The 23,977-nt window shown below is 70.2% G+C and carries 20 protein-coding genes and 1 pseudogene; 6 read left to right on the top strand and 15 right to left on the bottom strand.

Annotation, left to right across the window (positions count from 1 at the left end):
* The first annotated feature begins 93 nt into the window (after positions 1-93).
* Positions 94-456, top strand: a complete 363-nt coding sequence (locus AB0H21_RS24965) for a hypothetical protein (RefSeq protein ID WP_358520755.1) — start codon at positions 94-96, stop codon at positions 454-456.
* Between the two features lie 17 nt (positions 457-473).
* Positions 474-1,220: a class I SAM-dependent methyltransferase gene (locus tag AB0H21_RS24960; RefSeq protein WP_358520754.1), complete on the top strand. Its 747-nt coding sequence runs from the start codon at positions 474-476 to the stop codon at positions 1,218-1,220.
* Positions 1,221-1,448: 228 nt separating this feature from the next.
* On the opposite strand, the gene AB0H21_RS24955 is transcribed toward AB0H21_RS24960, so the two are convergent.
* The 3 genes from AB0H21_RS24955 to AB0H21_RS24945 all read right to left on the bottom strand — a co-directional run bounded on the left by AB0H21_RS24955 (position 1,449) and on the right by AB0H21_RS24945 (position 9,140).
* Positions 1,449-2,798: a DUF1996 domain-containing protein gene (locus AB0H21_RS24955; RefSeq protein ID WP_358520753.1), complete on the bottom strand. Its 1,350-nt coding sequence runs from the start codon at positions 2,796-2,798 to the stop codon at positions 1,449-1,451.
* Between the two features lie 551 nt (positions 2,799-3,349).
* The gene (locus AB0H21_RS24950) at positions 3,350-5,041 is read right to left on the bottom strand and encodes a hypothetical protein (protein ID WP_358520751.1); all 1,692 of its coding nucleotides are present in this window, start codon (positions 5,039-5,041) and stop codon (positions 3,350-3,352) included.
* Between the two features lie 109 nt (positions 5,042-5,150).
* On the bottom strand, positions 5,151-9,140 hold the full coding sequence (locus AB0H21_RS24945; RefSeq protein WP_358520750.1) for a ThuA domain-containing protein: 3,990 nt from the start codon (positions 9,138-9,140) through the stop codon (positions 5,151-5,153).
* 772 nt (positions 9,141-9,912) lie between these two features.
* On the opposite strand from AB0H21_RS24945, the gene AB0H21_RS24940 reads away from it, so the two are divergent.
* Together AB0H21_RS24940 and AB0H21_RS24935 are read left to right on the top strand one after the other, a co-directional pair.
* Entirely contained in the window at positions 9,913-10,920 is a 1,008-nt protein-coding gene (locus AB0H21_RS24940) for a multicopper oxidase domain-containing protein (protein WP_358520748.1), read from the top strand.
* A 319-nt stretch (positions 10,921-11,239) separates the two neighbouring features.
* Positions 11,240-13,099, top strand: coding sequence for a glycoside hydrolase family 76 protein (locus AB0H21_RS24935; RefSeq protein ID WP_358520746.1), 1,860 nt, complete (start codon positions 11,240-11,242; stop codon positions 13,097-13,099).
* Between the two features lie 100 nt (positions 13,100-13,199).
* Here AB0H21_RS24935 and AB0H21_RS24930 read toward each other — a convergent pair whose 3' ends face one another.
* From AB0H21_RS24930 to AB0H21_RS24920, 3 genes are all read right to left on the bottom strand, one after another.
* A complete protein-coding gene (locus AB0H21_RS24930) occupies positions 13,200-14,039 on the bottom strand; it encodes an alpha/beta hydrolase (protein ID WP_358520744.1) in 840 nt (279 codons plus the stop codon).
* Positions 14,036-14,629: a WHG domain-containing protein gene (locus AB0H21_RS24925; protein WP_358520742.1), complete on the bottom strand. Its 594-nt coding sequence runs from the start codon at positions 14,627-14,629 to the stop codon at positions 14,036-14,038. The genes AB0H21_RS24930 and AB0H21_RS24925 overlap by 4 nt, the downstream gene beginning before the upstream one ends.
* 252 nt (positions 14,630-14,881) lie before the next feature.
* Complete coding sequence (locus tag AB0H21_RS24920) at positions 14,882-15,448, bottom strand: DinB family protein (RefSeq protein ID WP_358521345.1); 567 nt, start codon at positions 15,446-15,448, stop codon at positions 14,882-14,884.
* Between the two features lie 86 nt (positions 15,449-15,534).
* On the opposite strand from AB0H21_RS24920, the gene AB0H21_RS24915 reads away from it, so the two are divergent.
* Entirely contained in the window at positions 15,535-16,494 is a 960-nt protein-coding gene (locus AB0H21_RS24915; RefSeq protein WP_358520740.1) for a YafY family protein, read from the top strand.
* Positions 16,495-16,502: 8 nt separating this feature from the next.
* On the opposite strand, the gene helR is transcribed toward AB0H21_RS24915, so the two are convergent.
* The 6 genes and pseudogenes from helR to AB0H21_RS24885 form a co-directional block, all read right to left on the bottom strand.
* The gene (gene helR / locus AB0H21_RS24910) at positions 16,503-18,650 is read right to left on the bottom strand and encodes an RNA polymerase recycling motor ATPase HelR (protein ID WP_358520738.1); all 2,148 of its coding nucleotides are present in this window, start codon (positions 18,648-18,650) and stop codon (positions 16,503-16,505) included.
* Position 18,651: 1 nt separating this feature from the next.
* Complete coding sequence (locus tag AB0H21_RS24905; protein WP_358520737.1) at positions 18,652-19,167, bottom strand: glycosyltransferase; 516 nt, start codon at positions 19,165-19,167, stop codon at positions 18,652-18,654.
* 461 nt (positions 19,168-19,628) lie between these two features.
* Positions 19,629-19,802, bottom strand: a complete 174-nt coding sequence (locus AB0H21_RS24900; RefSeq protein WP_358520736.1) for a hypothetical protein — start codon at positions 19,800-19,802, stop codon at positions 19,629-19,631.
* 285 nt (positions 19,803-20,087) lie between these two features.
* Positions 20,088-20,798, bottom strand: coding sequence for a VOC family protein (locus AB0H21_RS24895; protein ID WP_358520734.1), 711 nt, complete (start codon positions 20,796-20,798; stop codon positions 20,088-20,090).
* A gap of 270 nt (positions 20,799-21,068) precedes the next feature.
* Entirely contained in the window at positions 21,069-21,284 is a 216-nt protein-coding gene (locus tag AB0H21_RS24890; RefSeq protein WP_358520732.1) for a transposase, read from the bottom strand.
* A 100-nt stretch (positions 21,285-21,384) separates the two neighbouring features.
* Positions 21,385-21,622 (bottom strand): annotated as a pseudogene (locus AB0H21_RS24885) (helix-turn-helix transcriptional regulator).
* 119 nt (positions 21,623-21,741) lie between these two features.
* On the opposite strand from AB0H21_RS24885, the gene map reads away from it, so the two are divergent.
* The gene (map, locus tag AB0H21_RS24880) at positions 21,742-22,566 is read left to right on the top strand and encodes a type I methionyl aminopeptidase (RefSeq protein ID WP_358520730.1); all 825 of its coding nucleotides are present in this window, start codon (positions 21,742-21,744) and stop codon (positions 22,564-22,566) included.
* 171 nt (positions 22,567-22,737) lie between these two features.
* Here map and AB0H21_RS24875 read toward each other — a convergent pair whose 3' ends face one another.
* The 3 genes from AB0H21_RS24875 to AB0H21_RS24865 are packed head-to-tail and all read right to left on the bottom strand — an operon-like array spanning position 22,738 to position 23,674.
* Positions 22,738-22,947 (bottom strand): hypothetical protein, encoded by a 210-nt coding sequence (locus AB0H21_RS24875; protein WP_358520727.1) that lies wholly within the window; start codon positions 22,945-22,947, stop codon positions 22,738-22,740.
* Positions 22,944-23,429: a hypothetical protein gene (locus tag AB0H21_RS24870; RefSeq protein ID WP_358520725.1), complete on the bottom strand. Its 486-nt coding sequence runs from the start codon at positions 23,427-23,429 to the stop codon at positions 22,944-22,946. The genes AB0H21_RS24875 and AB0H21_RS24870 overlap by 4 nt, the downstream gene beginning before the upstream one ends.
* Positions 23,414-23,674 carry a hypothetical protein gene (locus AB0H21_RS24865; RefSeq protein ID WP_358520722.1) on the bottom strand — a complete coding sequence of 87 codons (261 nt, stop codon included), beginning with the start codon at positions 23,672-23,674 and terminating at the stop codon, positions 23,414-23,416. The genes AB0H21_RS24870 and AB0H21_RS24865 overlap by 16 nt, the downstream gene beginning before the upstream one ends.
* Positions 23,675-23,977: the final 303 nt, after the last annotated feature.

Here is a 23,977-nt window from a genome sequence, read left to right as displayed (position 1 = left end):
CTCGTCCTGACCCGCACCTGCCTTCCTCTCTCCTAGCGGGAGTTCTTGGTCGCACGTGCCGTCCGGAGGGGCCCCTTCCTAAGGGTCTCCGCGTTGTTTCATCAACCTGCTCATCAGCAACCTGCCTTCTTCTCTCCTGCGCGCGTCCTGACTCCGGCCGAATACGGCTGGGACGAGGAACGCGACCGGTTCTTCGCCGAGTTCATCGAGCCGGCCGGGGGCTGCCGCTTCGCCGACTGCGCCCACACCACCGAGCCGGGCTGTGCCGTTCTGGCGGCCGTCGAGTCCGGTCGCCTCACCCGGCGGCGCCTGGACGGCTACCGCCGGTTGCTGCGCGAGAACGCCTATGCCGCCTCCCGCACCGACGCGCGGCTGCGCGCCGAGCGAGAACGGCCCAAGAAGGACATCGCGCGCCTGCGACGCGCCATCAACCGCTCTTCCCACCGCAAGGCATGACGGAAAGGAATTTGGTCATGGACCTTCCCCGTATCTTCACCATCCGCGAGAGCAGCCACCGCATCCACAACCCGCTGACCGCCGACAAGCTCGCCGTCCTGGGCCAGGCACTTCACCTGGCCCCCGGGACACGAGTGCTCGACCTGGCCAGCGGCTCGGGCGAGATGCTGTGCACCTGGGCACGCGACCTGGGATTCACGGGCACGGGCGTGGACATCAGCACGGTCTTCACCGAGCAGGCCCATGCCCGCGCCATCGAGCTCGGCGTCGCCGATCGGGTCGAGTTCGTCCACGGAGAGGCCTCCGGTCACGTCGCGGACGAGCCGGTCGATCTCGCCGCCTGCGTCGGCGCCACCTGGATCGGCAACGGCGTCGCCGGAACGACCGAGCTGCTCAGCCGCAGCCTCCGCCCCGGAGGCCTGATGCTGATCGGCGAGCCCTACTGGCGTCGGACTCCGCCGGACCAGGAGGCCGCGAAGGCCTGCCACGCCACCAGCATCGCCGACTTCCTGCCGCTGCCCGAGCTGATCGAGCAGTTCGGGGACCTCGGGTACGACGTCGTGGAAATGATGCTGGCCGACCAGGACAGCTGGGACCGGTACTGCGCGGCACAGTGGCTCAACCTCCGCCGCTGGCTCGACCGGAACCCGGACGACGAACTGGCGCCCGAGGTACGGGCCGAGCTCAGCACCGAGCCCGCACGCTACGCGCGCTACATGCGTGAGTATCTCGGCTGGGGAGTCTTCGCACTGATGAAGCGCTGATCGTCAGATCCGCGCGGGGACAGGCGGCACGCCGCCTGTCCCCGCGCGGTTCACAACCGGGTGGCGCTGGTCACCCGCGCGAGAAACCTCGGGCTCCTTCCCTGAATCCTGGCGCCGTCGCGCCCGCGGGATTCTTCGTCCTCCCCGCCGTCGTGTACCCCCCGGTCCTCGGCGGATGAGCGTCGTGGGCCCGGCCCCGGTGACCGGGGCCGGGCGGCCGGTGCGGCGTCAGGGAAGTTCGTAGTTCTCGGTCAGGGCGGCTCCCCGGTGCGGCTTGTACAGGTCGTAGCCGCGGGGGTTGCACTGGAGGCCACCGTTGATGCAGTGGGTCACCAGCTTGTCGAGGATGGCGGGATTGTCCCAGGCGTTGAAGAAGTCGTAGTGCCAGCTGTAGCCGCGTCCGCTGGACAGCCGCGCCTGCGACAGGTCACCGTCCGCGGGGAAGGCGATCTTGAACTCGAGCATCGGTACGGCCACGGGGTGGCTCGACGGGCAGTAGCCGCCGGCGGGGTAGGCCATGTGGCTCTTGTGGTCGGCGCTGTCGAGGTGGACGCCGTCCCAGCAGCTCGGGGCCTGGTAGCGGACGTTCACCTGGGTGCCTGCCGCGCACGAGGCCGGGATGTCCCAGACATTGGAGACGTTCCCGCACTCGAAGCCCTCGACGGCGCCCGGCGCGGTACGGAACTGGTCCTGCGTCGCGGTCGTGCTGCCGGCGACGTAGCGCAGCCCCTGCGGGAAGGGCACGACGCGCCAGTACTCCAGGATGCCGGACTTGTAGTAGATGACCTGGTCGCCGACCGGCTGGATGAGCTGGTCGCCCTTGTAGAAGCTCGGGAACCAGTAGGCCGACTTGTCGTGCGGGTTGGTGCACGAGGTGCCGCCGGCGAGCAGGGACGACAGCGTGCTTCCGGCGTTGGTCGTGGTGTTGCCGACGAAGGTGTGCATGTGCGAGGCGCCCGGCATGCCGGGGTACACGATCGGGTCGTCCGGCTTGTTCGCCGTCCACGAGCAGTTCGCCTGGAACTCGTGGTGGGTCACCTCGTCGGTGAAGGTCGGCTTCGGCCGCGGGGTGGTGCCGGAGCCGCCGCTGCCGTACACCTTGAACTCCCAGAGCGAGTAGCCGTAGCCGGTGCCACGGGCGGTGCCGTACATGCGGACGTATCGGCCGGTCCCGCTGACGTTGAGGGTCTGGGTGCCTCCGCCGCCGGTCGTGGTCGAGTACACGTCGGCCCAGGAGGAGCCGTCCGCCGAGGTCTGGATCTTGAAGGCTTTGCCGTACGCGCCCTCCCAGGAGAGGACGACCTGGGAGATCGTCGCCGTGCCGCCGAGGTCGACCTGGAGCCACTGCGGGTCGGCGGCTGCGCTGGACCAGCGGGTTCCGGGGTCGCCGTCGACGGCGGCACTCGGGCTGTATCCGCCTCCCTCGACGGAGGAGGCGCTGGCGGGCCTGCCCTGGGAGAGCAGGGAGTCCACCGCGCTCACGGGGCCGATGAGGGCCAGGCTCACCACGACCATGGCGACCAGCGTGGACGCGATCAGGCCCAGGCGCAGCATGGACGGACTTCGGGACGGTTGCATGATCTCTCCTGTGGTGGGGGGGTATCGCCGCGGACGACGACCTAAGGAGAGCGCTCTCCAAACGAGCTTGAGTGTTCCGGTTGAGCGTTGTCAAGGGGTGATGACCTCGACGCGAAACACGGGGTTCACGTTCCCGATACGCGCGCACGCGGCCCGTCCGGGCCTCCCGGCGCGACGAGACGGCCGACGCTTCCCCCTCGGTGCGGGCCCGTCCCGGTGCCCCATCTGCGTGGGATTTATTCGCTCTGAACAGCGGGTTTCCGATGTGTACGGAACCGGCCCTTGACGCCGTGCGCCCCCGCGGGCAGGCTCAGATGGGAGAGCGCTCTCCAATCCGTTCGCCCCACAAGGATCCGGACCGTACGAACCCGTCAGGTCGTCCAGACCCGCGGAGGACCGATCGAGGTGAGGCCCCGCCGCGCCGGAAAGGCCAGGTCGTCACGTACTCCGCCGCATGCCGACGGGCGGGCGACCTCGGTTCGCCGAATGTCCGAGGTCGCCCGCCCGCCGGGCCCATTCACCGGTACACCGGGTTCACCGGCCTACCAGGTTCAGCGGTCCTTGCAGCCGTGGCCCTTGCCCGGCTTCGGGCAGTCCGGGGCGGCCTTGACGACCGTGAACGTCGCCGTGCCGACGGCCGAGGTGTTGCCGGCCTTGTCGGTGGCACGGTAGCTCACGGTGTGCGCGCCCGGCTGGGCGGCGACCAGCGGGCTCGTGTACACCGCGTACGGCTGCCCGTCGAGGGAGTACTCCACCGTGGCGACCCCGGAGTCGGCGTCGGTGGCGGAGATGGTCACCGTGGCGGAGCCCACGTAGTTCCAGGCCCAGTCCTGGTTACCGGTGAGCTGGGCCGACACCTGCGGCGGGGTGGTGTCCTTCTGGTCGGGGGCGACCACGGTGAACGTCACCGAGCCGACGGGGGAGGTGTTGCCCGCCTTGTCGGTGGCCCGGTACTTGACCGTGTGCGCGCCCGTCTTGTTCACCGACACCGGAGCCGAGTACGCGGCGAACGCCGCGTCGTCCAGCGAGTACTCCACCTTGTCCACCCCGGACTGGGTGTCGCTCGCCGAGATCGTCACGGTGGCGGACCCGACGTAGTTGCCGTCGGGGTTCTTGTCTCCCGTCACCGTCGCCGAGACCTGCGGCGGGGTGGTGTCCTTCTCCTGCGGAGCGACCACGGTGAACGTCACCGAGCCGACGGCCGAGGTGTTGCCGGCCTTGTCGGTGGCCCGGTAGCTCACGGTGTGCGCGCCCGGCTGGGCGGCGACCAGCGGGCTCGTGTACACCGCGTACGGCTGCCCGTCGAGGGAGTACTCGATCTTGTCGACGCCGGACTCGGTGTCGCTCGCCGTGACGGTCACGGTGGCCGAGCCGACGTAGTTGCCGTCGGGGTTCTTGTCTCCCGTCACCGTCGCCGAGACCTGCGGCGGGGTGGTGTCCTTCTCCTGCGGAGCGACCACGGTGAACGTCACCGTACCGACGGGGGAGGTGTTGCCCGCCTTGTCGGTGGCACGGTACTTCACGGTGTGCGCGCCGGTCTGGTTCACCGAGACGGGAGCCGAGTACGCCGCGAACGCCGCGTTGTCCAGCGAGTACTCCACCTTGTCGACGCCGGACTCGGTGTCGCTCGCCGAGACGGTCACGGTGGCCGAGCCGACGTAGTTGCCGTTGGCGTCCTTGTCGCCCGAGAGCGCCGCCGACACCTGCGGCGGGGTGGTGTCCGTGGGGCCGCCGTCGGTGACCACGAGTTCGCCGACCATCTGGTGGCCGGGGATCGCGCAGAAGAAGCGGTACTTGCCGGGAGTGAGGTTCACCTGGACCTCGTGCCGTCCTCCGCCGGCGTCGAAGGGGCTGGCGATGATGTTGAGGGTGACGTCGTGGTTGTAGCCGGGGGTGGAGACGTCGAAGGTCAGGGTGTGCGTCATCCCGGTGGTGTTGCCGGTCGCCGCGCTGTTCTCGAAGACGATCGTCGCGGGCCCGGCCGTCGCGGTGGCCGGCGTGGACTTGTACTTGGTCATGCTGTCGTCGGCGGTCCAGGTGAGCACCTGCGCCGCCGCCAGGCCTGGCTGAGCGCTCTGGGTCCGCGCGCTCTGGGTCTGCGCGGCGGCCTCGACCGACCAGAGCCACAGCGCCGGAAGCGTCAGGGCCACCAGCACCACGGCGACACGTCGCGCCGCGGCCGGGGCTTTGAAGGCCCGCCTTAACGTGCTGATCACGAGGGCGGGAAGTTTTCGGACATGCATGGGTCGTTGCACCTCTAACAATCTGCGCGTGTGCCGGCGAGGGGCGCGTGCGGGCCGGGGGTGCCGGGCCGGGGAACGCTCCCCGGCCCGGCACCGGCCTCGGGTGTCCCTACAGCTCGCGCACCCGGATGTTGCGGAACTCGATCAGGTCGTTGTCGCTGTGGTTCTGCAACCCGATGAACCCGCTGATGAACTGGCGCAGGTCCGTGGACGGGTCGCCCTTGCGGGACGACTCCTTGCCGGGCGTGTTGTCGAACTGGTTGATCACCACGCCGTTACGGGTGATCGTGTAGTGCTGGCCGACCACCCGGACCTCGTAGTCGTTCCACTGGCCCTTCGGGGTCACCCCCGCCTTGTCCAGGCCGTTGGACGAGAAGTTGTAGACTGAGCCCGTCTTCTGCGGCTCGCCCGTCTCCCCGTCGTAGATCTGGATCTCCTGGCCGCAGTAGATCGCCACCCACGCGGGGGAGGTACGGGCCGACCCGGTCGTGCCGCAGCTTCCGGTGGGACGCCGGTCCAGCGGGGTCCTCGGGTCGGGGAACCGCGTGAACACGCCGCTGTTGGCGCGGAACCCGTCGGGCGCGACGTCGCGGAACTGCAGCCGCAGGGAGAAGTCGGCGTAGGCCTTGTCGGAGTACCACAGCATTCCGAGGCCGCCGGCGCTGCGGATGGTCCCGTCCCGCTGCAGGTCGAACCGTCCGGACGGGGCCTGTGACCAGCCCTGGAAGGACCGCGCCGTCCCGTCGAAGATGGTCTCGTACCCGTTGGTCTTGCCGATGTCGGACTGGGCCGCCGCCTTCTTGAGCGTGGAGGCCTCGGCGTTGTCGATGACGCCGTCCTTGCGGAACTCGTTCACCACGTCGTTGAGGTGGCTCACGAACTGGCCGTGGTTCTTCCAGTCACGCTCGTCGTCGATCAGGTCGTTGATGGTGCACCCGCCGCCGGCCGCGCGGTTGGCCACGCCGGTGTCGGTGTCCAGCAGCCAGACCTTCGCCCGGGCGTCGGGCGCCGCGCACCCGACCGTGACCTCGATCTGCCCGGTGGCCACCTCGCCGTCGGCGTAGGTCACCTTCAGCGTCGCCTTGTAGGTGCCGTAGTTCGCGTAGGTGTGCGTCGGGTTCGCCTCCCGCGCCGGCTTGCTGCCGTCACCGAAGTTCCACTCCCACGCCACACCGCCGGCCTTGGTGCTGGAGAACAGCACCGTCTTCGGCGTGCTCTGCCGGACGGCCCGCACCGCGGCGTCGCTCGGGTTCGGCGTCGCCGGGCCGCCCTTGTAGGTGACGCGGATCAGCTTCTGGTTCGCGTGCAGGCTGAAGAAACCGCCCGCGTAGTCGAGCATGTACAGGGCGCCGTCCGGGCCGAACTTGGCGTCCATCCACGACTGGAGCTGGTTCGCGCCGCCGCCGGAGCGGATGATGGCGCGCAGGTCCTCGCCGAAGGCCGGAGGCGCCTGGTCCTTGACGCCCTTCGGGTCGACGGTGACCGCGACGCGGTTGTTGGCGTTGGACTCGTCGCCGAGGAACCACTTGCCGTCCCAGTACGCCGGCCAGGCGACCCCGCTGGCCGTGTCGACCTGCGAGCGGTGGTAGGTCGGCCCGGACATGACCGCCTGGCCGCCGCCCTTGAGGTAGGGCTGGGTGAGGATCTCGTCGCCCGCCTTGTACGTCGGCAGGCCGCTGCCGTCGGCGCGCTTGGGGTAGACGGGGCCGCCGCCCTGGGGCGAGTACCAGATCATGTTGTCGCGCGCCGGCGGGATGTCGACGAGGCCGGTGTTGCGCGGCGAGGTGTTCTTCAGGTGGTCGCAGTCGTACCAGCCGGCGGGCTGGGTGGCGTCGGTGTTGCTGCGGTCGCGGTAGGGCTGCCTGTTGCCCATGCAGTACGGCCAGCCCTGGTTGCCCGCGGAGGTGATGATGGTCGCGGTCTCGTACTTCGCCGGGCCCCAGGTCTCGCTCGGGCCGCCGGCGTCCGGGCCGACCCATCCGGTGGTCAGCCAGTTGTTCACCTTGTCCCAGGCGAGCCGCGCGATGTTGCGGACGCCCATGACGTAGATCTCCGGGCGGGTCTTGCCGCCGCCCTCTTCCTTCCCGGTGAACAGGTTGCCCTTGGGGATCGTGTACGTGCCGTCGGCCTCGGGGTGGATACGGATGATCTTGCCGTTGAGGTCGTTGGTGTTGCCGGAGGTGCGGCGGGCGTCCTGGAACGAGACGCCCTTGTAGTCCTGCGTCCAGTTGTTGCCGGAGTACCCGTCGGAGCCGCCGGAGGAGTTGCTGTCACCCGAGCCGATGTAGAGGTTGCCGTCCTTGTCGAACGTCATTCCTCCGCCCGCGTGGCAGCAGCTGTGGATCTGGGTGTCCCAGTGCAGCAGGTCCTTGCGGGTCTTCTGGTCGATCGACTGCGTCGCGAAGTCGTAGGTGAACCGCGAGACCGTCCGCTGGCCGATCCGCTTGTCCCTGTCGATCGACTCGTGCGGCATCCAGTAGACGTAGAACCAGCCATTCTGCTCCCACTTGGGGTCGAGCGCGATGCCGAGGAGGCCTTCCTCGTTCTTCACCAGCTCGTCGCCGCTGCCGCGGTTGCCCATGACGGCCAGGGTGGTGAGCAGCTTGGGCTGCTTGGTCTTCGGGTCCCACTGGTGGATGGTGCCGCAGCCGAGGCCGACCTTGGGGTCGTTCCAGTTGACCACGGCCCCGGTCGGGCAGGCCGCCTTGCCGACGTAGAACACCTTGCCGTCGGGGGCGACGGTCAGGCCGTGCGGTTCGCCGATCTGGTCGAGCTGGCCCGACTTGTTCTGCGCGGTCAGTCGCTCGATCGTGTAGTTGGACCCGATGGTGGCCTGGCAGTCACCGCGGACCAGGCCGGTCGCCCACTTGATGGCGCCGTTCAGGTGGCCCTGGAACTGCGTGTCGGTGGTGTAGCTGGCCTCGGTGCCGCCCATTCCGGTGTAGAACGTCCGGCCGCCGTCGTAGTCGCGGCACCACGAGATCGGGTGGAAGGCGCCGTTGCCGTTCAGCCCGGGGGTGTAGGTCCGCTCCTCGACCTGCGCGACCGTGTGGACCTTGCCCAGCGGGCTGGGGGCCCAGTTCATCCACTTGTCGGACCGCGTCCAGGTCAGCGGCAGGCCCTTGTTCGCCGGGTGCTGACGGTCGGTGACGTCGACGGTGGCCTGCTGGACCTTGCTCTCCGGCGGAGGCCCGGCCTCGGGGCCGAACAGCCGCAGCTCGGCGAGCTGGGTCAGGGGCTCACCGCTGTTCGCCGTGATGTCGAGCCGGTAGTACTGGTACACCGTGGTGTTGGTGAACTTGTATTCCTTGGTCTGGAAGCGCTGAGGGAAGGCCTCTCCGGTCCGCTTGTCCAGGTCGGTCCAGGTACTGCCGTCCTGCGAGCCCTTGAGCGTCCAGTCCTTCGGATCGCGGCCCGGGAAGTCGTTGGCCGACGTCAGCGCGTAGTGGGCCAGCGCGAGCGGCTTCTCCAGCTTCACCTGGGCCCACCCGGTCGGCGAGAAGGTGAGCCACTTGGTCTCGTTCTTCCCGTCGACGAGCTTGTCCTTGCCCTCGTTCGGCGGGTTCTCCGCGCTGACCGCTACCTCCACCACCTTCTCGGGGTTGGGGAGACTTCCGGCGGGGCGGCTGCCGATCAGCTCGGTGAACCAGGACGAGTCCTGCTGGGCGCGCGCGGCGTCGTGGACGCCGACGAACCCGCCGCCGTCCCTGATGTACGCGCGGAAGGCGGCCTCCTGGCCGTCGTTCAGCGTCGCGCCCTTGGCCGACAGGAACACCACGCCGCGGTAGCGCTCCAGGTTGTCGGCGGTGAAGACCGCCGGGTTCTCGGACACGTCGACGGAGAAGCCGTTCTTCCTTCCCAGCTCCTTGACCGCCGTCGTGGCCTTCTGGACGGGGTCGTCCTGCTGGGCGGCCGGGCCGTGGAAGACGAGCACCTTGACCGAGGCGTCGCGGTCCGGCTCCTTGTCGCCGGAGGCGGCCTGGGCCTGCACGGCGATCGGCGTCGCCAGCCCCAGCGTCAGGGCGGCGCTCGACACCATGATCAGTGCGCGGCGCAAGGCGGGTGGCCGGGGTCGTACGAAGAGGTCTCTTCGCCTCATCGTTCGCTCCTTCGGGGTCGGGGGGGTTGGGTGAGCGGCACCTCGTGGATGCGCTCCGTGGTGGGCCGCGGTGATGTCCGGGCATGCCGATGGCAGGCGTGACGGCGGCCCGGCGATCTCCTGCTCGCGGGCGTCGATCGGTTTTCGCGCAGGCGGCCGTGCCGCGACGTCCCTCATGTGGTCGCGGACCATGCCGGGTCGTTCGAGGTGCCGTCGGCGTTCCCGGGCATGCCGGGGGGCTGGGCCGTCCTCGAATCGGGTCGTCGCCGGGCCGGCCACCGCCTGGCGGGCGCGGAGACGACGTGGTGCGCGGAGATTGCGGGGGGTGCGGGGGGTTGGGTGACGGGGTTCGTGGGTCCAGTCGTGCGGTGCAGGGGGTGTCGGCGGAGCTCACGGCCACTGAGTGCCGCCGGTATGTCCCTCACGGGGATGACATCTGACCAGATTTGCCCGAATACATCCAGTTCTGCGCGCTGTGGATCACCGTAGCACTCACACGGCACTTCATCCAGATGTGCAAGAAACTTCTGTAAGTTTGAGTTAAACTTCTTGACTTTTCGGCAGAAGAGACGGTTACTTCGATCGAAAGTCCCTCAAACGCCGTCAATCGCATCACTGATTTCGTGCCGTTGCTCCGGCCCGGCCTCCGCCCGGAACGCTCCCGCGTTCCGCGGGCCCGGGAGCCACCACGCCCTCAGGCCGACCCCGGTCGGCGACCACGAGCAGCCGAGGCTCGCCTCACGCAGGCGGGCGTCATACGAATTGGGGAACCATGACCGACGAAGGCAGAGGCACGACCAGGCGCCTCTTCTCCCGCCGTGTCTTCACCACGTCCGCGGCCGCCGCCACGGCGGCCGCGGCGATAGCACCGTTCGTCCCATCGAGTCAGGCCGGCGCGTCCCAGGCGGACAAGCCCGCAGGCAAGCCCGGCGGCGGCGTCCGCCGCATGACCCTCTACGCCGAGAAGCTGCCCGACGGCCAACTCGCCTACGGCCTGGAGCCCGGAAAGGCCACGATCCCCGGACCCCTCATCGAGATGGTCGAGGGGGAGACCCTCGAGATCGAGATGGTCAACAACGCCGACGTGCCCGCCAGCCTGCACGTGCACGGGGTCGACTACGACACGGCCAGCGACGGCACACGCATGAACGACGGCGTGGTCGAGCCGGGCGGCCGGCGCACCTACGTCTGGCGCACCCACGCGCAGGGCCGCCGCCCGGGCGGCACCATCGAGCCCGGCAGCGCCGGCTACTGGCACTACCACGACCACGTCGTCGGGACCGAGCACGGCACGGGCGGCATCCGCAGGGGGCTCTACGGGGCGCTGGTGGTCCGCCGCAAGGGCGACGTGCTCCCCGACAAGACGTTCACCGTCTTCTTCAACGACATGACGATCAACAACCGGCCGGCCCGCGAGGCACCCCAATTCACGGCCAAGCTCGGCGAGCGGGTGGAGTTCATCGTGATCACCCACGGGGACTTCTTCCACACGTTCCACATCCACGGGCACCGCTGGGCCGACAACCGCACCGGCCTGCTGGACGGCCCGAACGACACGAGCCGCGTCATCGACACCAAGACCACGGGCCCGGCCGAGTCGTTCGGCTTCCAGGTGATCGCCGGCGAGCGCGTCGGACCCGGGGCGTGGATGTACCACTGCCACGTCCAAAGCCACTCGGACATGGGGATGGCCGGGATCTTCATGGTGACCGACAAGAACGGCAACGTTCCGGGACACCCGATGATGGATTCGGGTCAGCCGATGGACATGTCCCACTGACCGCCCGCCACCCGCGCCGCCGTGTCACCGCCCCGCCAGGCTGTTCCGGGGCGTGGCCGCTGGGCCGCCGGCGCGGGTGCCCAACGACCGCCGGATCTGACCATCCAGTAAGAATCTTGTGAACCTCCGCCACCCGGAGCCTGGCGGGGGCTTCTCAACGGGGATGAGCGGGCGTAGTTTGGGCGGGACCCACCCCTTTCGATCTTTTCCTCGTGGTCGGCCGCGTGCTCTGACAACGTTGTCGCGATCGTCCGTCCGACCACGGAGGCAGGCCGGACGACGCGATCCTCCAGACCGACCCCCCACCTGGAGCCGAACCATGTTGCCCATCCGATCGGCGGCGGCCGCCCGCCACACCGGCGTCCGCCTCGTCCGGGCGGCGGCCCTTGCCCTCGTCCTGCTGCTGGGAGCGTCGGCCGGACTGCTTCCCGCCGCACCGGCCCGCGCGGCCGCCGAGCCCGTCGTGTGCGCGCTGTCCTGTGACAGGCTGGACCCCTCCAAGGCCGGGCAGGAGACGTTCCCGGTGCCGGAGAAGCGCATCAACGGCCGCCGTCTGGTGCTGCACGTGTCGGACCCGGACGGAATGGCCTGGGGCAGCATCGACGACGGCGTCACCGGGGACGCCGTCTGGCTCGACCGGTCCTGGGACGGCGGCGCCACCTGGGAGGGACTGCTGGGCAAGGCGAGCATTCCCGGCACCTGGACCGGCACCAGGACGCTGATGTACAACATCACCGACCCCGGCCGGCACCGGCGCGGCCTGGTCCGCGCGTGCGGCGACGCCCAGGCGGTGGCGTGCACCGACTGGGTGTACCCGGCCGTGTGCGACGTGCGGTGCGACCGGACCGATTCCGCGCAGGCGGACGGCGACACCCAGCCCGTACCCGCCACCACGTTGTTCGGCCGCACCATCAGGTTGCACATCGACCGGAACGGGATGGCCTGGGGCGGCATCGAGGCCGGTGGCCAGGGCGACGAGGTGTGGCTCGACCGCTCATGGGACTCCGGCGCCACCTGGCCCGGAGGGTCGTCGCTCGGCCGCACGTCCGTCGGGGCCGGCGCGGCCGGCACGCGGACCGCGATGTTCGCCACCCGCGATCCCCGCGGCCGCCTCTACGCGGGCGCCGTCCGCGCCTGCGGCCGGGAGGCCGCGCACCAGGAAGGCAGTTGCACGGCCTGGGCACGACCGGCGGTGAACCGGGTGCGGGCGGCGGCCGACGCGCTCATGTACTCCTACGACCCCTCCACCGCGTGGTGGCCGAGCAGCTGGTGGAACTCCGCCGTCGCGCTCACGACGTTGATCGACACGGCCGACCCGCAGTACGACTGGGTCATCGCCCGCACCTTCGACGTCAACCGCGGGCGCTTCGACGCCGGGCGGCGCGGAACCGACCCCGTCGAAGGCGACTTCATCAGCCGCGCGATCGACGACAGCGCCTGGTGGGGGCTGGCATGGGTGGCCGCCTACGACCGCACCGGCGACGCCCGTTACCTCGGCATGGCCACCACCATCGGCGAATACGTCCACCGGTTCTGGGACCCGGGCTCGTGCGGGGGAGGCGTGTGGTGGGACCGTGAGCGGACCTACAAGAACGCCGTCACCAGCGGCCTGTACCTTCGCCTGACCGCCTCACTGCACCGGCGCGTCCCCGGTGACACGGTGTGGCTCCAGCGGGCCCGGACGGCGGCCGACTGGTACCTCGCCAGCGGGCTCATCAACGCCGACGGGCTGGTCAACGACGGCCTGACCTCGGATTGCCGGAACAACGGCCAGACGGTCTGGACGTACAACCAGGGCCTGGCCATCGGTGGCCTCGTCGAAGTATGGCGCGCGACGGGGGAGACCCGGCTGCTCGACACCGCCAAGCGGCTGGCCGACGCCGCCGTCACCCGCCTGAGCCGCAACGGGGTGCTGACCGAGTCCTGTGACATCGGCCAGAGCTCCTGCGACGACAACCAGAAGCAGTTCAAGGGCATCTTCGCCCGCTACTTCGCCGACCTCGTCCGGGTGACGGGATCGGCGGCCTACCGCAGGTACGCGCAACAGCAGGCCGACTCGATCTGGACCGCCGACCGCGACCCCCTCAACAGGATCGGCCAGCGCTGGGCCGGAGGCACCCCCAACCAGACCGACTGGCGCACCCAGGCCGGCGGCCTGAGCGGCCTCATCCCGAGCTGACCCCCGCCGCCCGGAACCGCACCCGCACTCTTTTCGGCCTGCCGTACGTCACCGGGGTCTACCGCGTCCATCGCCTCTGAGCGGCGGCGATATCCGAGAACTAGGCGCTCAGCACCTTGCGCAGGAGTTCGCCGAACTCGGCGGGGTGCGTGCTGAGGCCCGTGTGCCCGCCGGGGAAGTGGACGAGTTCCGTGCCGAACCGCTCGGCCAGGAACGCGGCGGGACGGTACGGCAGTTCACCGCGCGAGTCCGTTCCGCCCGCGAGCACGAGCCGGTCCGGCAGGGTCTTCAGCCGATCCACGTCCGGGACGTAGGCCATGAAGCTCGGCACGATACGCCCGAGGAAGTAGGGCATGTCCGCCATCGTCCGCTCAGCTCGCGCCTTCGCCTGCGGCGGTGGCTCGATGGCGGCCCGGGCGTCGGCGGGCTCGTCGCCGGGCCGCCTGAGGGCCGCCGCGAACTCGGCCGCCGCGGGCATCAGCCCGTCCCGGCGGAACGTGTCCTGGACGCGGGCGAGCATCGCGCGATGCTCGGCGGCGTCCGGCAGCACCTCCACCACCGGCGGCTCGTGCGTCACGACGCGTTCGATCCGCTCGGGATGAGTGGTGAGCAGATGCAGCGCGACGATCGCCCCCGAACTGCAGCCGGCCACGCGGGCGGGCGCGTCCGGAGACAGCAGCTCCAGCAGCCGGAACGCGTCGTCGGCGTGCTGGGCGACCCGCTGCTCGGCCTTCGGGTCGTCCAGCGGACTGCGGGACAGGCCGCGGGGATCGTAGGACGCGACCGTGTGATCGGCGGCCAGGTCGTCGGCGACGCCGTCGAAGGAGGCCGCGCCGCCCGTGCCGCCGGGGATCAGCAGCATGAGCGGGCCCGTACCGCGCACCTCGTAGTGCAGGGTGGCGCCGTCCACGCGCAGGCGGCCGACCGCGGGGCTGGTCATTTCGGGTCTCCTTCACGGTGTGCGGGCCAGTGCTCCAAGAGGGTGTGCAGGGCGTCGAGGCAGCGGACCCAGGAGTCCTCCGCCGGGCGCGCGTGCGCGAACCCGCCCGTGGCCTCGAGGTTGATGAAGCCGTGGAGCATGCTGCGCGTCAGCCGGACCGCGTCGGTCAGGTCGGGCTCGTCCAGTGCGTAGGCGCGCAGCATGCTGTAGGTCAGCTCGACCGCGCGCCGTGGCCCGGGCGCCTGGGCCGGCAGCTCGGGATCGATCTCTATCGGGATCTGCGTCGCCGTGTAACGGCCAGGGTGGTCGTGGGCGTACGCCCGGTAGGCGTTGGCGAACGCCACCAGCGCGTCCTTCCCGGCCCGCCCGGCGGTGGCCTCCGCGATGCGGACGGTCTTCTCGTCCGCCGCCAGCAGCGCGATCCGCCCGCGCAGATCCTGCAGGTTACGGACGTGCGCGTACAGGCTCGCGTCCTTCACCCCGAGTCGTCGCGCCACCGCTGACATGGTCACGTGGTCAAGCCCGACCTCGTCCGCCAGTTCGGCACCGGCGAGCGTCACCCGATCCGCCGTCAACCCGGCCCGGGCCATACCCGTACCACCCTTCTCCTAGAGGCCTTTGACTCTGCCTAATACCTCTAGGTTATACCTTGGAGCCCAAGGATGGTCGCCCTGTCAGGTGGCAGGGCCGTGGCGGAGGCGAAGGGTGGTTCCTCGGCGGCGTCGCAACTCGCGCGGTCGTGGTCCGGCCGCGGCCGGCACGGCGTCGAACCCGCTCATACGTTCACTCTTTGACCGACGTCCGTGCCCTCGATCGGCTGAGTTCAGGTGCCGGTAGGCGGGTCATCTCAGCTCGCCTCCCGCCGGGGGCTGCCGGTGGGTGTGCAGGTGGAGGTCGCGGAGCAGGCACACCTCGGCCAGATGGTGGATCAGCTCGCGGTTGATGTGCAGTACCAGCGCTGCCAGGGGAAGCTCGGCGTACGGACCCTCCGCCGCCCCGCACGGGCGGGCGAGGCCGGTTTCGCCGAGGGACTCGACCCCGGCCAGCCACGTGGCGTACTCCGCGTCGAGCTGGGCCAGCGCCTCGGCCGCGGTCGCGGCGTACTCGAACGACCGGTAGTCGGTGGGCGCGCGACCGAAGTGCGCGGCGTTGCGCACCGCGAGGACGCCGACGATCACGTGCCCGAGTCGCCAGGCGATCGTCGTGAACGGTGGCGGGTCGGGCGCCGGCCTCGCGACGTCGAGGGCCATCGCGCCGGACCCCAACTGCACCGGTGCGGCCCCGGTACCACGCGGGCGCACGCTCCAGCAGCCAGGCGCAGGCTCCCAGAAGTACTCCTCGTCGGTGAGTCCGTCGAGGCGATCACGCAACTGTCTGGTCCAGTGCCACGAGAGCTGTTCTCGGAGCAGGACATTCCAGGTCTGGTCCGGTCATGGTCCCAGCCTCCCGCATATAGCGGACAGATTCGTTCCTTGATTCGTGGAACGATGGGCGCGTGACCGTCGAGGCGACCACCGAGCGAGTGCTGCGGTTGCTGGCCCTGCTGCAGCGCCGGCCGTCCTGGACCGCCGCCGAGCTCGCCGCCGAGCTGGGGGTCACCGACCGCTCGGTGCGCCGCGACGTGGAGCGGCTGCGCGCGATCGGCTACCCCGTGCACGCGACGGCGGGCGTCGGCGGCGGCTACCAGCTCGGCGCGGGCACCCGGCTGCCGCCGCTGCTCCTCGACGACGAGGAGGCGATCGCGACGGCGGTGTCCCTGCGGCTGGCCTCGGGCGGTACGGTCGCCGGGGCGGGCGAGGCGGCACTGCGGGCGCTCGCGAAGCTCGATCAGGTGATGCCGCCCCGGCTGCGCGCCGAGGTGCGGGCGGTGTACGGCGCCACCGAGACCCTTGTCGGCCCCGGGGTCGAGGTCGACGCGGAGCTGCTGGTCACGCTCGCGCGGGCCTGTCGCGACGCCGTGCGGGTGCGGTTCCGGTACCCCGGCCGCGACGGCGGGGAATGCGAGCGCACGGTCGAACCGGTACGCATGGTCGCCACCGGCCGCCGCTGGTACCTGATGGCCCGGGACACCGACCGCGACGACTGGCGCACCTTCCGGCTGGACCGGATGCGCGACGTGGTGGCGACGACCTGGCGCTTCCGGGCGCGGGAACATCCGGACCCGGTCGCCTACGTGCAGCGGTCCGTGACCGAGGCGCCGTACCGGTACCTCGCCCGGGTACGGGTGCACGCCCGGCCCGACCGGGTGCGGGAGCTGGTACCGCCCCAGATGGGGCGCGTCGAGGACGATCGCGACGGGTGGTGCGTGCTCGTCGTCGGCGGGGAGGACCTGGGCTGGCTCGCCATGCACGTGGCCCGGCTGGGCTTCGAGACGGAGATACTGGAGCCTCCGGAGCTGCGGGAGGCCGCCGCCCTGCTCGCCCGCCGCCTCGCGGCGATGGCCGGAACCGGCTGACGGCCGCGTCAGGGGCTCGTGAGGATGACGAGTCGCTGGGTCGCCCGCGTCATGGCGACATAACGGTCGACCGCTCCTTGGATGCCCTCGCCGAACGTCTCCGGGTCGATGAGGACGACCAGGTCGAACTCGAGCCCCTTCGACAGCTCCGGGGTCAGCGACCGGACGCGGGACGTCGTATGGAATGTGGGGTCGCCGATGACGCAGGCGATCCCCTCGGCGTGTGCGGCGAGCCAGGCGTCGAGGACCGAGTTCAGATCCGAAGTGGATCCGTGGACGACGGGGACGCCGTTGCTGCGGATGGAGGTCGGCACGTTGGCGTCCGGGAGCACGGCCCGGATGACCGGCTCGGCTTCCGCCATGATTTCCGCCGGCGTCCGGTAGTTGGTGCTCAGGGAGGCCAGGTCGATCCGGTCGAGCCCGATCCGCTCGAGCCGTTCCTGCCACGACTCGGTGAACCCGTGCCTGGCCTGGGCACGATCCCCGACGATGGTGAAGCTCCGGGACGGGCACCGGAGCAGCAACATCTGCCACTCCGCGTCGGTCAGTTCCTGAGCCTCGTCCACGACGATGTGCGCGAACGGGCCGGCGAGGTGGTCCGGCTCGGTGCCGGGCACCGCGGTCTCGTCCACCAGGGCGTCCCGTATGTCCTGTCCGTGCAGCATCGTCACCGCACCTTCACCGTCGTCATCGGCCTCGAGCAGGTCATCGACGACCCGCGCCATGCGCTCGCGCTGAGCGGCGACAGAGGCGTCGTGCCGGCGCTTGCGGCGTGACGCCTCCGGGTCGCCGAGCCGCTGCCGCGCCGCGTCCAGCAGCGGCAGGTCGGACACCGTCCAGGCCTGGGGGTCCGCGCGCTGCAACTTCCGAACGTCGTCGAGGCCGAGCCAGGGAGCGCACAGCCGCAGGTAGGCGGGTACCGACCACAGGTCGCCGACGAGGTCGGCCGCTTCGAGCAGCGGCCACGCGCGGTTGAAGGTCGTGAGCAGCTCCCTGTCCCGCAGCAGCGACCTGCGGACCAGGTCGGCCGAGGCCTCGCCGTCGTGCTTGTCCACCAGGATCGTGAGCAGCTCCTCCCAGATCTGGTCGCGCGCCTCGTTGTGCGGAGTACCGGGTTCTGGTGCTTCGAACGCCTCGGCCCAGTCGTCGGCGCTCAGCCAGATGTCGGACCAGTGGGTCGTGACCGTCATCCCCTTGGTGGGCGGGTTCTCGTAGAACCCGACGGCCTTCTCGATCGCCTTCACCAGGTCCGCGGACGACTTCAGGACGGCCACGTCCGGGTCGGCCTCGATCGCCGCCGCGACTCCCTCGGCCACGAGGTCCCGCAGGGTGCAGGTCTGCACGCCCTCCTCTCCGAGGCTGGGGAGGACGTCGGCGACGTAGGCCAGGTAGGGCTGGTGCGGGCCGACGAACAGCACGCCGCCCCGGCGGTGACCGAGGCGAGGGTCGGAGTAGAGCAGGTAGGCGGAGCGGTGCAGGGCGACGACGGTCTTCCCCGTCCCCGGACCGCCGTCGACGACCAGAGCGCCGCGGGATCCCGCGCGGATGATGGCGTCCTGGTCGGCCTGGATGGTGGCGAGCACGTCTCGCATCCGTGCCGACCGGTTGGCGCCCAGGCTGGCGATGAAGGCGGACTGGTCGTCGAGCGCGGCGTGCCCGGCGAACCCGTCCGAGGTGAACACCTCGTCCCAGTAGTCGCTGATCCGGCCGCGGGTCCAGCGATACCTGCGGCGGCTTGCCAGGCCCATCGGGTTGGCGTGGGTGGCGCCGAAGAACGGCTCGATCGCGGGGGAGCGCCAGTCGAGCAGCAGCCGGCGACCCGCGCTGTCGGTAAGGCCGAGTCGTCCGACGTACACGGGCTCGGGGTCGTCCGCGCTGACCATGTGCCCGAGGCACAGGTCCAGACCGAAGCGGCGCAGTGCGCGAAGGCGGGCGGTCAGCCGGTGGATCTCCAAGTCCCGGTCCAGTGCCTGCCGTCCAATGCCGCCGGGCGCCCTGCGCTCGGCATCAAGGCGGTCGGACAGGTCGGCGATCGACTGCTCGAGGCTCTCCGCGATGGCCGCGAAGTGCTGCTCATCGCCGACGATCAGCTTCGGGTCGGCCTTGGGGGAGAGGTGGTCGGGAAGGTCGAATGCGCTGGTAGTAAGAGGGCTCACGTCATCGGCTCCGATCTGGGGTCGCTTGCACCATTGCGCGCGGCAAGGCGTCTGGACCGGCAGGACGAACCTGGAGGCCATGACGGGCAACGCCCCGCCTTGGCTTCGCCTGACGTGGACGGGTGGTGCGGCGACGGCAGGGTGAGCTGGCGTACACGTAGCGGATGCCCGGTTTCTCGGCCACCGACCGCGCGCCGGCCACGGTCTGCATCATGCCGGTCGCCACCAGCGCGTCACATCCCTCGGCCGCCGCGGTGACCGCGTCGAGCCGGCCCGCGATCAACTCGGCCGCGCGCCGGGGCAGGTCCGCCGGCGACGGCGGCAGAGTCCCGGTCGTCAGCGCGCGCGCCGACCAGCCGAAGGGCACCATCGGCACGCCGTCACCGGCCAGCCGCTGCGCGAACTCCTCGTCCGGCGGCGCGCACACCCGCACCTCCGCGCCGAGTGCCCGCAACCGCGCCGCGAGTCCCACCAGCGGTTCGACGTCCCCGCGCGACCCATACGTCGACAACAACACACGCACTTCGCATCCCCCGTTTCCGCAGCTTCCGGCCTCGGCCGACGATCAGGTTCCGGCCTCGGCCGACGATCAGGTTCCGGCCTCGGCCGACGATTCTGCGGCACGACCCGGGTCTTGTGGCAAGCCCCCCGGTGCGCTATACGTTGAGAGTGGAAAGGAGGGGTACTCCCCCTTTCCCTCATCGTCCGCTGTGGTCGGACGGCCTCCGCACAAAGCGGTGGCGCGCCGCGTACGCCGGTACCGTCGGTCCAAGAGGATCACCCCCAGGACTGCGGCCCGTCGGTGGAGGCGGACCATCCCGCCGACGCACCCCGCCATCGCGCCGCGACCGAACTCACCCTCGCCGCAGTCGGCGACATCGGCGCCGCGGCCGCCGCCGCTTTCACCGACTCGAAGCGCTTCCACGGCGTCGATGGCTCTGTCACGTGTGAATAGCCGGCTCGGGCACCAGTTGATGATCAACCGGCTTCGACGTGCGATGTCCCGTGCATGTCGCCGATCTGGCCGCGGCGCTCCTCGAACTCGCCGCGTCCGAGTATCACGGCGTACACCATGTCGCCGGAAGCGATGCGGTAAGCCGATACGAGCTGGGGCTGCTCATCGCCCGTCGTGATGGACTCGACGCGGACCAATTGCCTTCAGGCCGGCGAGCAGACACCAATGTGCCCGGTCCGATAGATGTGCGCCTGGAGTGCGGCATGACTCAACGGCGGCTTCGGACCAGGCTGCGTGGCGCGCGACAGTTTCTGGCGTGAGGGGGCCCGATCTCCCACTGCGCGAGGTCGGTCGCGGAAGAGCCAACAGTACCCTGCCCCAGCCTCTCCGAAGGCCTGCCAGGCGCCGCAGGCGAGCAACCACAGCGGCGGCGGGCGGCCGTACGCCGCGCGGTGGAAGGGCGGCAGGTAGAAGGCTCCACGTCAGAGCGGGGTGAGGACGCAGAACTCGTTGCCCTCCGGGTCGGCCAGGACCGTCCACGACACGTCGCCCTGGCCGAGGTCGAGGTCGGTGGCGCCGAGAGCCCGCAGCCGGGCCACCTCCGCCGCTTGATCGTCACCGGGGTACGGCCGGAGGTCGAGATGGATGCGGTTCTTCACGGTCTTCGCGTCGGGCGTGCGGAGGAACTCGAGATACGGGCCGACGCCCTTGGCGGAGCGCAACACCGCATGATCGTCGGTCACCTCGTGCAGGGTCCAGTCCATCGCCTCGTCCCAGAACCGGGCCATGGCCCGCGGGTTCGCGCAGTCGACCACCACTGCGGCGATCGGCCCGGTGTCCCGGTAGATCGGTCGAGGCTCCAGCACGCAGAACTCGTTTCCCTCCGGGTCGGCGAGGACCGTCCACGGGACGTCGCCCTGGCCCACGTCGGCGGGCGTCGCGCCGAGAGCCTGGAGGCGCGCGACCAAGTCCGCCTGATGGGCCGCAGAGGTGGTGGCGAGGTCGATGTGCACGCGGTCCTTCACCGTTTTGGGTTCCGGGACGGCAAGGACATCGACGCAGACGGCGACGGGGTCGGGGTAGGCGAAACCCTCGGGTTCGACGTTGGTCTCGCCGGGTTCGTCGCCGGTGACGTTCCAGCCGAGCGCCTCCGCCCAGAACCGGCCCAGCGCGGAGTTGTCACGAGCATTCATCGCAATCTGAACAAGCCGCATCGCCATGCCGCCGATCCTATGCTCGCGCCGATCATGAACCACCGGTCCCCGGGGTTGAGGAACCTGCAGACAGTACTTTCGCCTGAGATCGAGGTGGTACCCCCGTACGCCTTCGCCTCAACCGGCGGCACCGGGCAGGTCGGGAACTTCGCTGAGCCGCCGAAGGCCTTGGGGGTAACGGGGCGCCGCGGGTCTCCGGCGCGGCGAACAGCGCGAGCGAACCCAGCATCCCGACGGCGACGACGCAGGTCATGGCGAGACCAAGGTCCCCGCCGAACCAGGAGGCGCGGCGACGACACCGGCGACCAGCGGGCCGCTCGCGGTGATGTAGCGTCCGATCCCGAGGGAGATCTCGCGGTTCATCCCCAGCTCCCGCGCGATATCGCCGCAGGTCCGGCCGGACTCGCGGACCAGCCGCACCGCGTCCTTCTTGAACTCGTCGCCGTACTTCGACGGACGTGCCACCCGACACTCTCCCCATCCATGGAACAAGATCCATTGTCAGGGGTGTCCACGCCGATGGGGGAACCTCAGTCCGGGACTCCGTGGGCGGGCGCAACAGCGGCTACGAGACGGCTTCCAGCGGTAGGTCGTTGCCGCGCCAGGTAGCTGCCAACTCCTGAACCGGCACGTTGAGTGCCTCGCCGGGGTAGACGATCGTGCCGAATCCGGGGGACGGCAGTCGTCCGGTCCCAATCTTGCGCAGGGTTTCCGGCGAGATGCCGGCCGCGTGCGCGACTCGCTAGGTCGCGTCCCGCTCGCGTGTGGCGCAGCAGGACGCCGAGACGCCTGCCGGCTTCGATCTGCTCAGGTGTGAGCGGTTGGCGGACGCTGCTCCCAGGATAGGGCTGGTATTACTATACCGGCCAGTGTGTTAGGGTGGCGGTATAACTATACCGCCACTCTATGACGCGAGGTATTCATGATCGAACTGAAGACGCCTGCGGAGATCCAACGCATGCACGTGGCCGGGCGTTTCGTCGCCGAGGTGCTCTCCGAGGTCGGCCGACTCGCCGACGTGGGCGTCAACCTCCTGGACCTGGAGCACCACGTGCGCGGCATGATCAAACGGCGCGGGGCAGAGTCGTGCTATTGGGACTACGCGCCGTCCTTCGGACGCGGCCCGTTCCGCAACGTCATCTGCCTGTCGGTCAACGACGCCGTCCTGCACGGCCTACCCCACCACTACACGCTGCGTGACGGCGACGTACTCAGCGCGGACCTCGCGGTCAGCGTCGACGGCTGGGTGGCCGACTCGGCGCGCACGGTCGTCGTCGGGACCGCCGCCGAGGAGGACCTGCGGATCATCCGCGCCACCGAGGAAGCGTTGGAGGCGGCGATCGAGGTGGCACGTCCGGGCAACCGCCTGGGTGACATCTCGGCGGCCATCTGGGCGGTAGCCCACGACTACGGTTACCCGGTCAGCACCGAGTTCGGTGGCCACGGCATTGGCCGCACCATGCACGAGGGGCCCCACGTTTCGAACAAGGGCCGGGCAGGGCGTGGCCTTACGCTCCGGCCAGGCCTGACCCTCGCGCTCGAACCCTGGTTCGCCCGCACGACCGACCGGATCGTCTACGACGCCGACGGCTGGACCATTCGGTCGGCGGACGGCTCGCGCACGGCCCACTCCGAGCACACGGTAGCCATCACCGAGGACGCCCCCGTGGTGCTCACCCGGCGTGAATCGGAGAACCCGGCAACGCGGGCTGATTCCGCCAGTCGGCTATCCACAAAGGACGCCTAAGAGGACGTCGAGCACGTCGAGGATATGTTGGGTGCCGCGCACGAGCCGAGTGACCGAGCTGGACGGCAGTCGGTCGGTGCGCGGGCCGTCGAGTACGCGGCGGATCGCCTGCCCGATCACCATAGGCTCAGTCCTCGCCAGGGCTGCGAGACGGACTCCTTCCCAAGACGATCATCGCCTCAGACGTGGTGTCCAGGAAAGCGGGTCTCCAGCTCGACCGTGTCCGGGTCGCGCAGGGGCGCATGGCGCATGCGCATCGGCGAGGTCGCCGCCCACCTCGGCGTCCTGCGGCAGATTCGGGTTGGCGTGCACCGCCTTGCGCCACGCCAGCGGCACCAGCTTGTCGTCGGCTTCGCGCGGCAGCAGCGCCTTGACGCTCACTTTCCGCCCCGCCGGCGCAGGAAGGCGACGGACCCCGGCGAGGATCCGCTTGCCGCCGCACCCAGCGCGTTCGACTCACCCAGCAACGCAAGGAACGGCCTCACCGTGTTGTACCGGGTCGCGAGCGCGTTGCGCACGGCGATCTCGGCCGAGTCCTCGTCCTCCGGCACCAGGGAGACGACCGTGGCGGCCGCGATCGGCACGGCGGCCCGCGGGGCGACTTCCTCCACCGCCGCCCACAGCGCGGCCACGTCCACGTCCGCGCCATGCTCCTCGACGAGCTCCAGCTCCTCGAACAGCACCTTTGCCGACCGCGCGAGGGTACGCGACGCCTTCTCCAGCTGTGGCAGCGTGGACAGCCGTTCCTTGTCCGTCCTCCGCTTCGCCGTGCTGAGCAGCCGGGTGGCCGTGAGCACCTGAAACAGGTCCAGGGGCTCGTCGATCGCCTTCGCCTCCAGGCGCCGCATCACCGCGGTGAGCATCGCCGTGCGCTTCGGCTCCGAGCCGCATGCTCCAGCAGCGGCGCCTTCGACCCGAGCGCGTACCGGGCCAGCGCTGCCAGCCGGTTCGGGGGGATCTGCGACAGCTTCAGGCGGCCGAGCTGGAACGCGGAGATCTCGTCCACCCGCTCCAGCGCGCGGGCGATCGCCGTGCCCGTCGTCCGCGTCGGCGGCCGGCGCAGCCGCTCCAGCTCCGAAACCCGCCCGACCTCCGGCGTCTTCAGCATCGCCTGGCATGACGACCGACGGTAATGCCGCTCGACGTCGATCAGGGAGCTTCCACCGAAGTCGGCCGTAGGGGCTTCTGCCTGTGCTAGAGGCTCATGATCAACGGCTTGGCGTTAACCGCTGTACCGATGTTTCCCGAGGGTGAGACCCACCGTGAGCAATCACGACAGGGCGCCCCGGTCCGACCCAACCAGGCACCCCGATCACAACCGCTTGACGGTGCTCGCGCCGGGTGCCGGGCGATGGGCGATAGCTTGCGGGAACTGCACTTCTCGTGAGTGATCGGCCATCGCGGCGCGCAC

The organism is Sphaerisporangium sp. NPDC051011, assembly GCF_040653595.1.
Taxonomy (GTDB): domain Bacteria; phylum Actinomycetota; class Actinomycetes; order Streptosporangiales; family Streptosporangiaceae; genus Sphaerisporangium.
Note: the sequence above shows the minus strand (reverse complement) of the source record. Positions and strands in the feature narration are given on the sequence as shown.

Coding starts and splice junctions, on each gene's coding strand:
- AB0H21_RS24940 (WP_358520748.1), top strand. CDS start 9,913: ATGACCGACGAAGGCAGAGGCACGACCAGGCGCCTCTTCTCCCGCCGT.
- AB0H21_RS24930 (WP_358520744.1), bottom strand. CDS start 14,039: ATGACCAGCCCCGCGGTCGGCCGCCTGCGCGTGGACGGCGCCACCCTG.
- AB0H21_RS24895 (WP_358520734.1), bottom strand. CDS start 20,798: ATGAATGCTCGTGACAACTCCGCGCTGGGCCGGTTCTGGGCGGAGGCG.
- AB0H21_RS24955 (WP_358520753.1), bottom strand. CDS start 2,798: ATGCAACCGTCCCGAAGTCCGTCCATGCTGCGCCTGGGCCTGATCGCG.
- AB0H21_RS24935 (WP_358520746.1), top strand. CDS start 11,240: ATGTTGCCCATCCGATCGGCGGCGGCCGCCCGCCACACCGGCGTCCGC.
- AB0H21_RS24925 (WP_358520742.1), bottom strand. CDS start 14,629: ATGGCCCGGGCCGGGTTGACGGCGGATCGGGTGACGCTCGCCGGTGCC.
- AB0H21_RS24945 (WP_358520750.1), bottom strand. CDS start 9,140: ATGAGGCGAAGAGACCTCTTCGTACGACCCCGGCCACCCGCCTTGCGC.
- AB0H21_RS24870 (WP_358520725.1), bottom strand. CDS start 23,429: ATGCTCACCGCGGTGATGCGGCGCCTGGAGGCGAAGGCGATCGACGAG.
- AB0H21_RS24865 (WP_358520722.1), bottom strand. CDS start 23,674: ATGCTGAAGACGCCGGAGGTCGGGCGGGTTTCGGAGCTGGAGCGGCTG.
- map (WP_358520730.1), top strand. CDS start 21,742: ATGATCGAACTGAAGACGCCTGCGGAGATCCAACGCATGCACGTGGCC.
- AB0H21_RS24950 (WP_358520751.1), bottom strand. CDS start 5,041: ATGCATGTCCGAAAACTTCCCGCCCTCGTGATCAGCACGTTAAGGCGG.
- AB0H21_RS24960 (WP_358520754.1), top strand. CDS start 474: ATGGACCTTCCCCGTATCTTCACCATCCGCGAGAGCAGCCACCGCATC.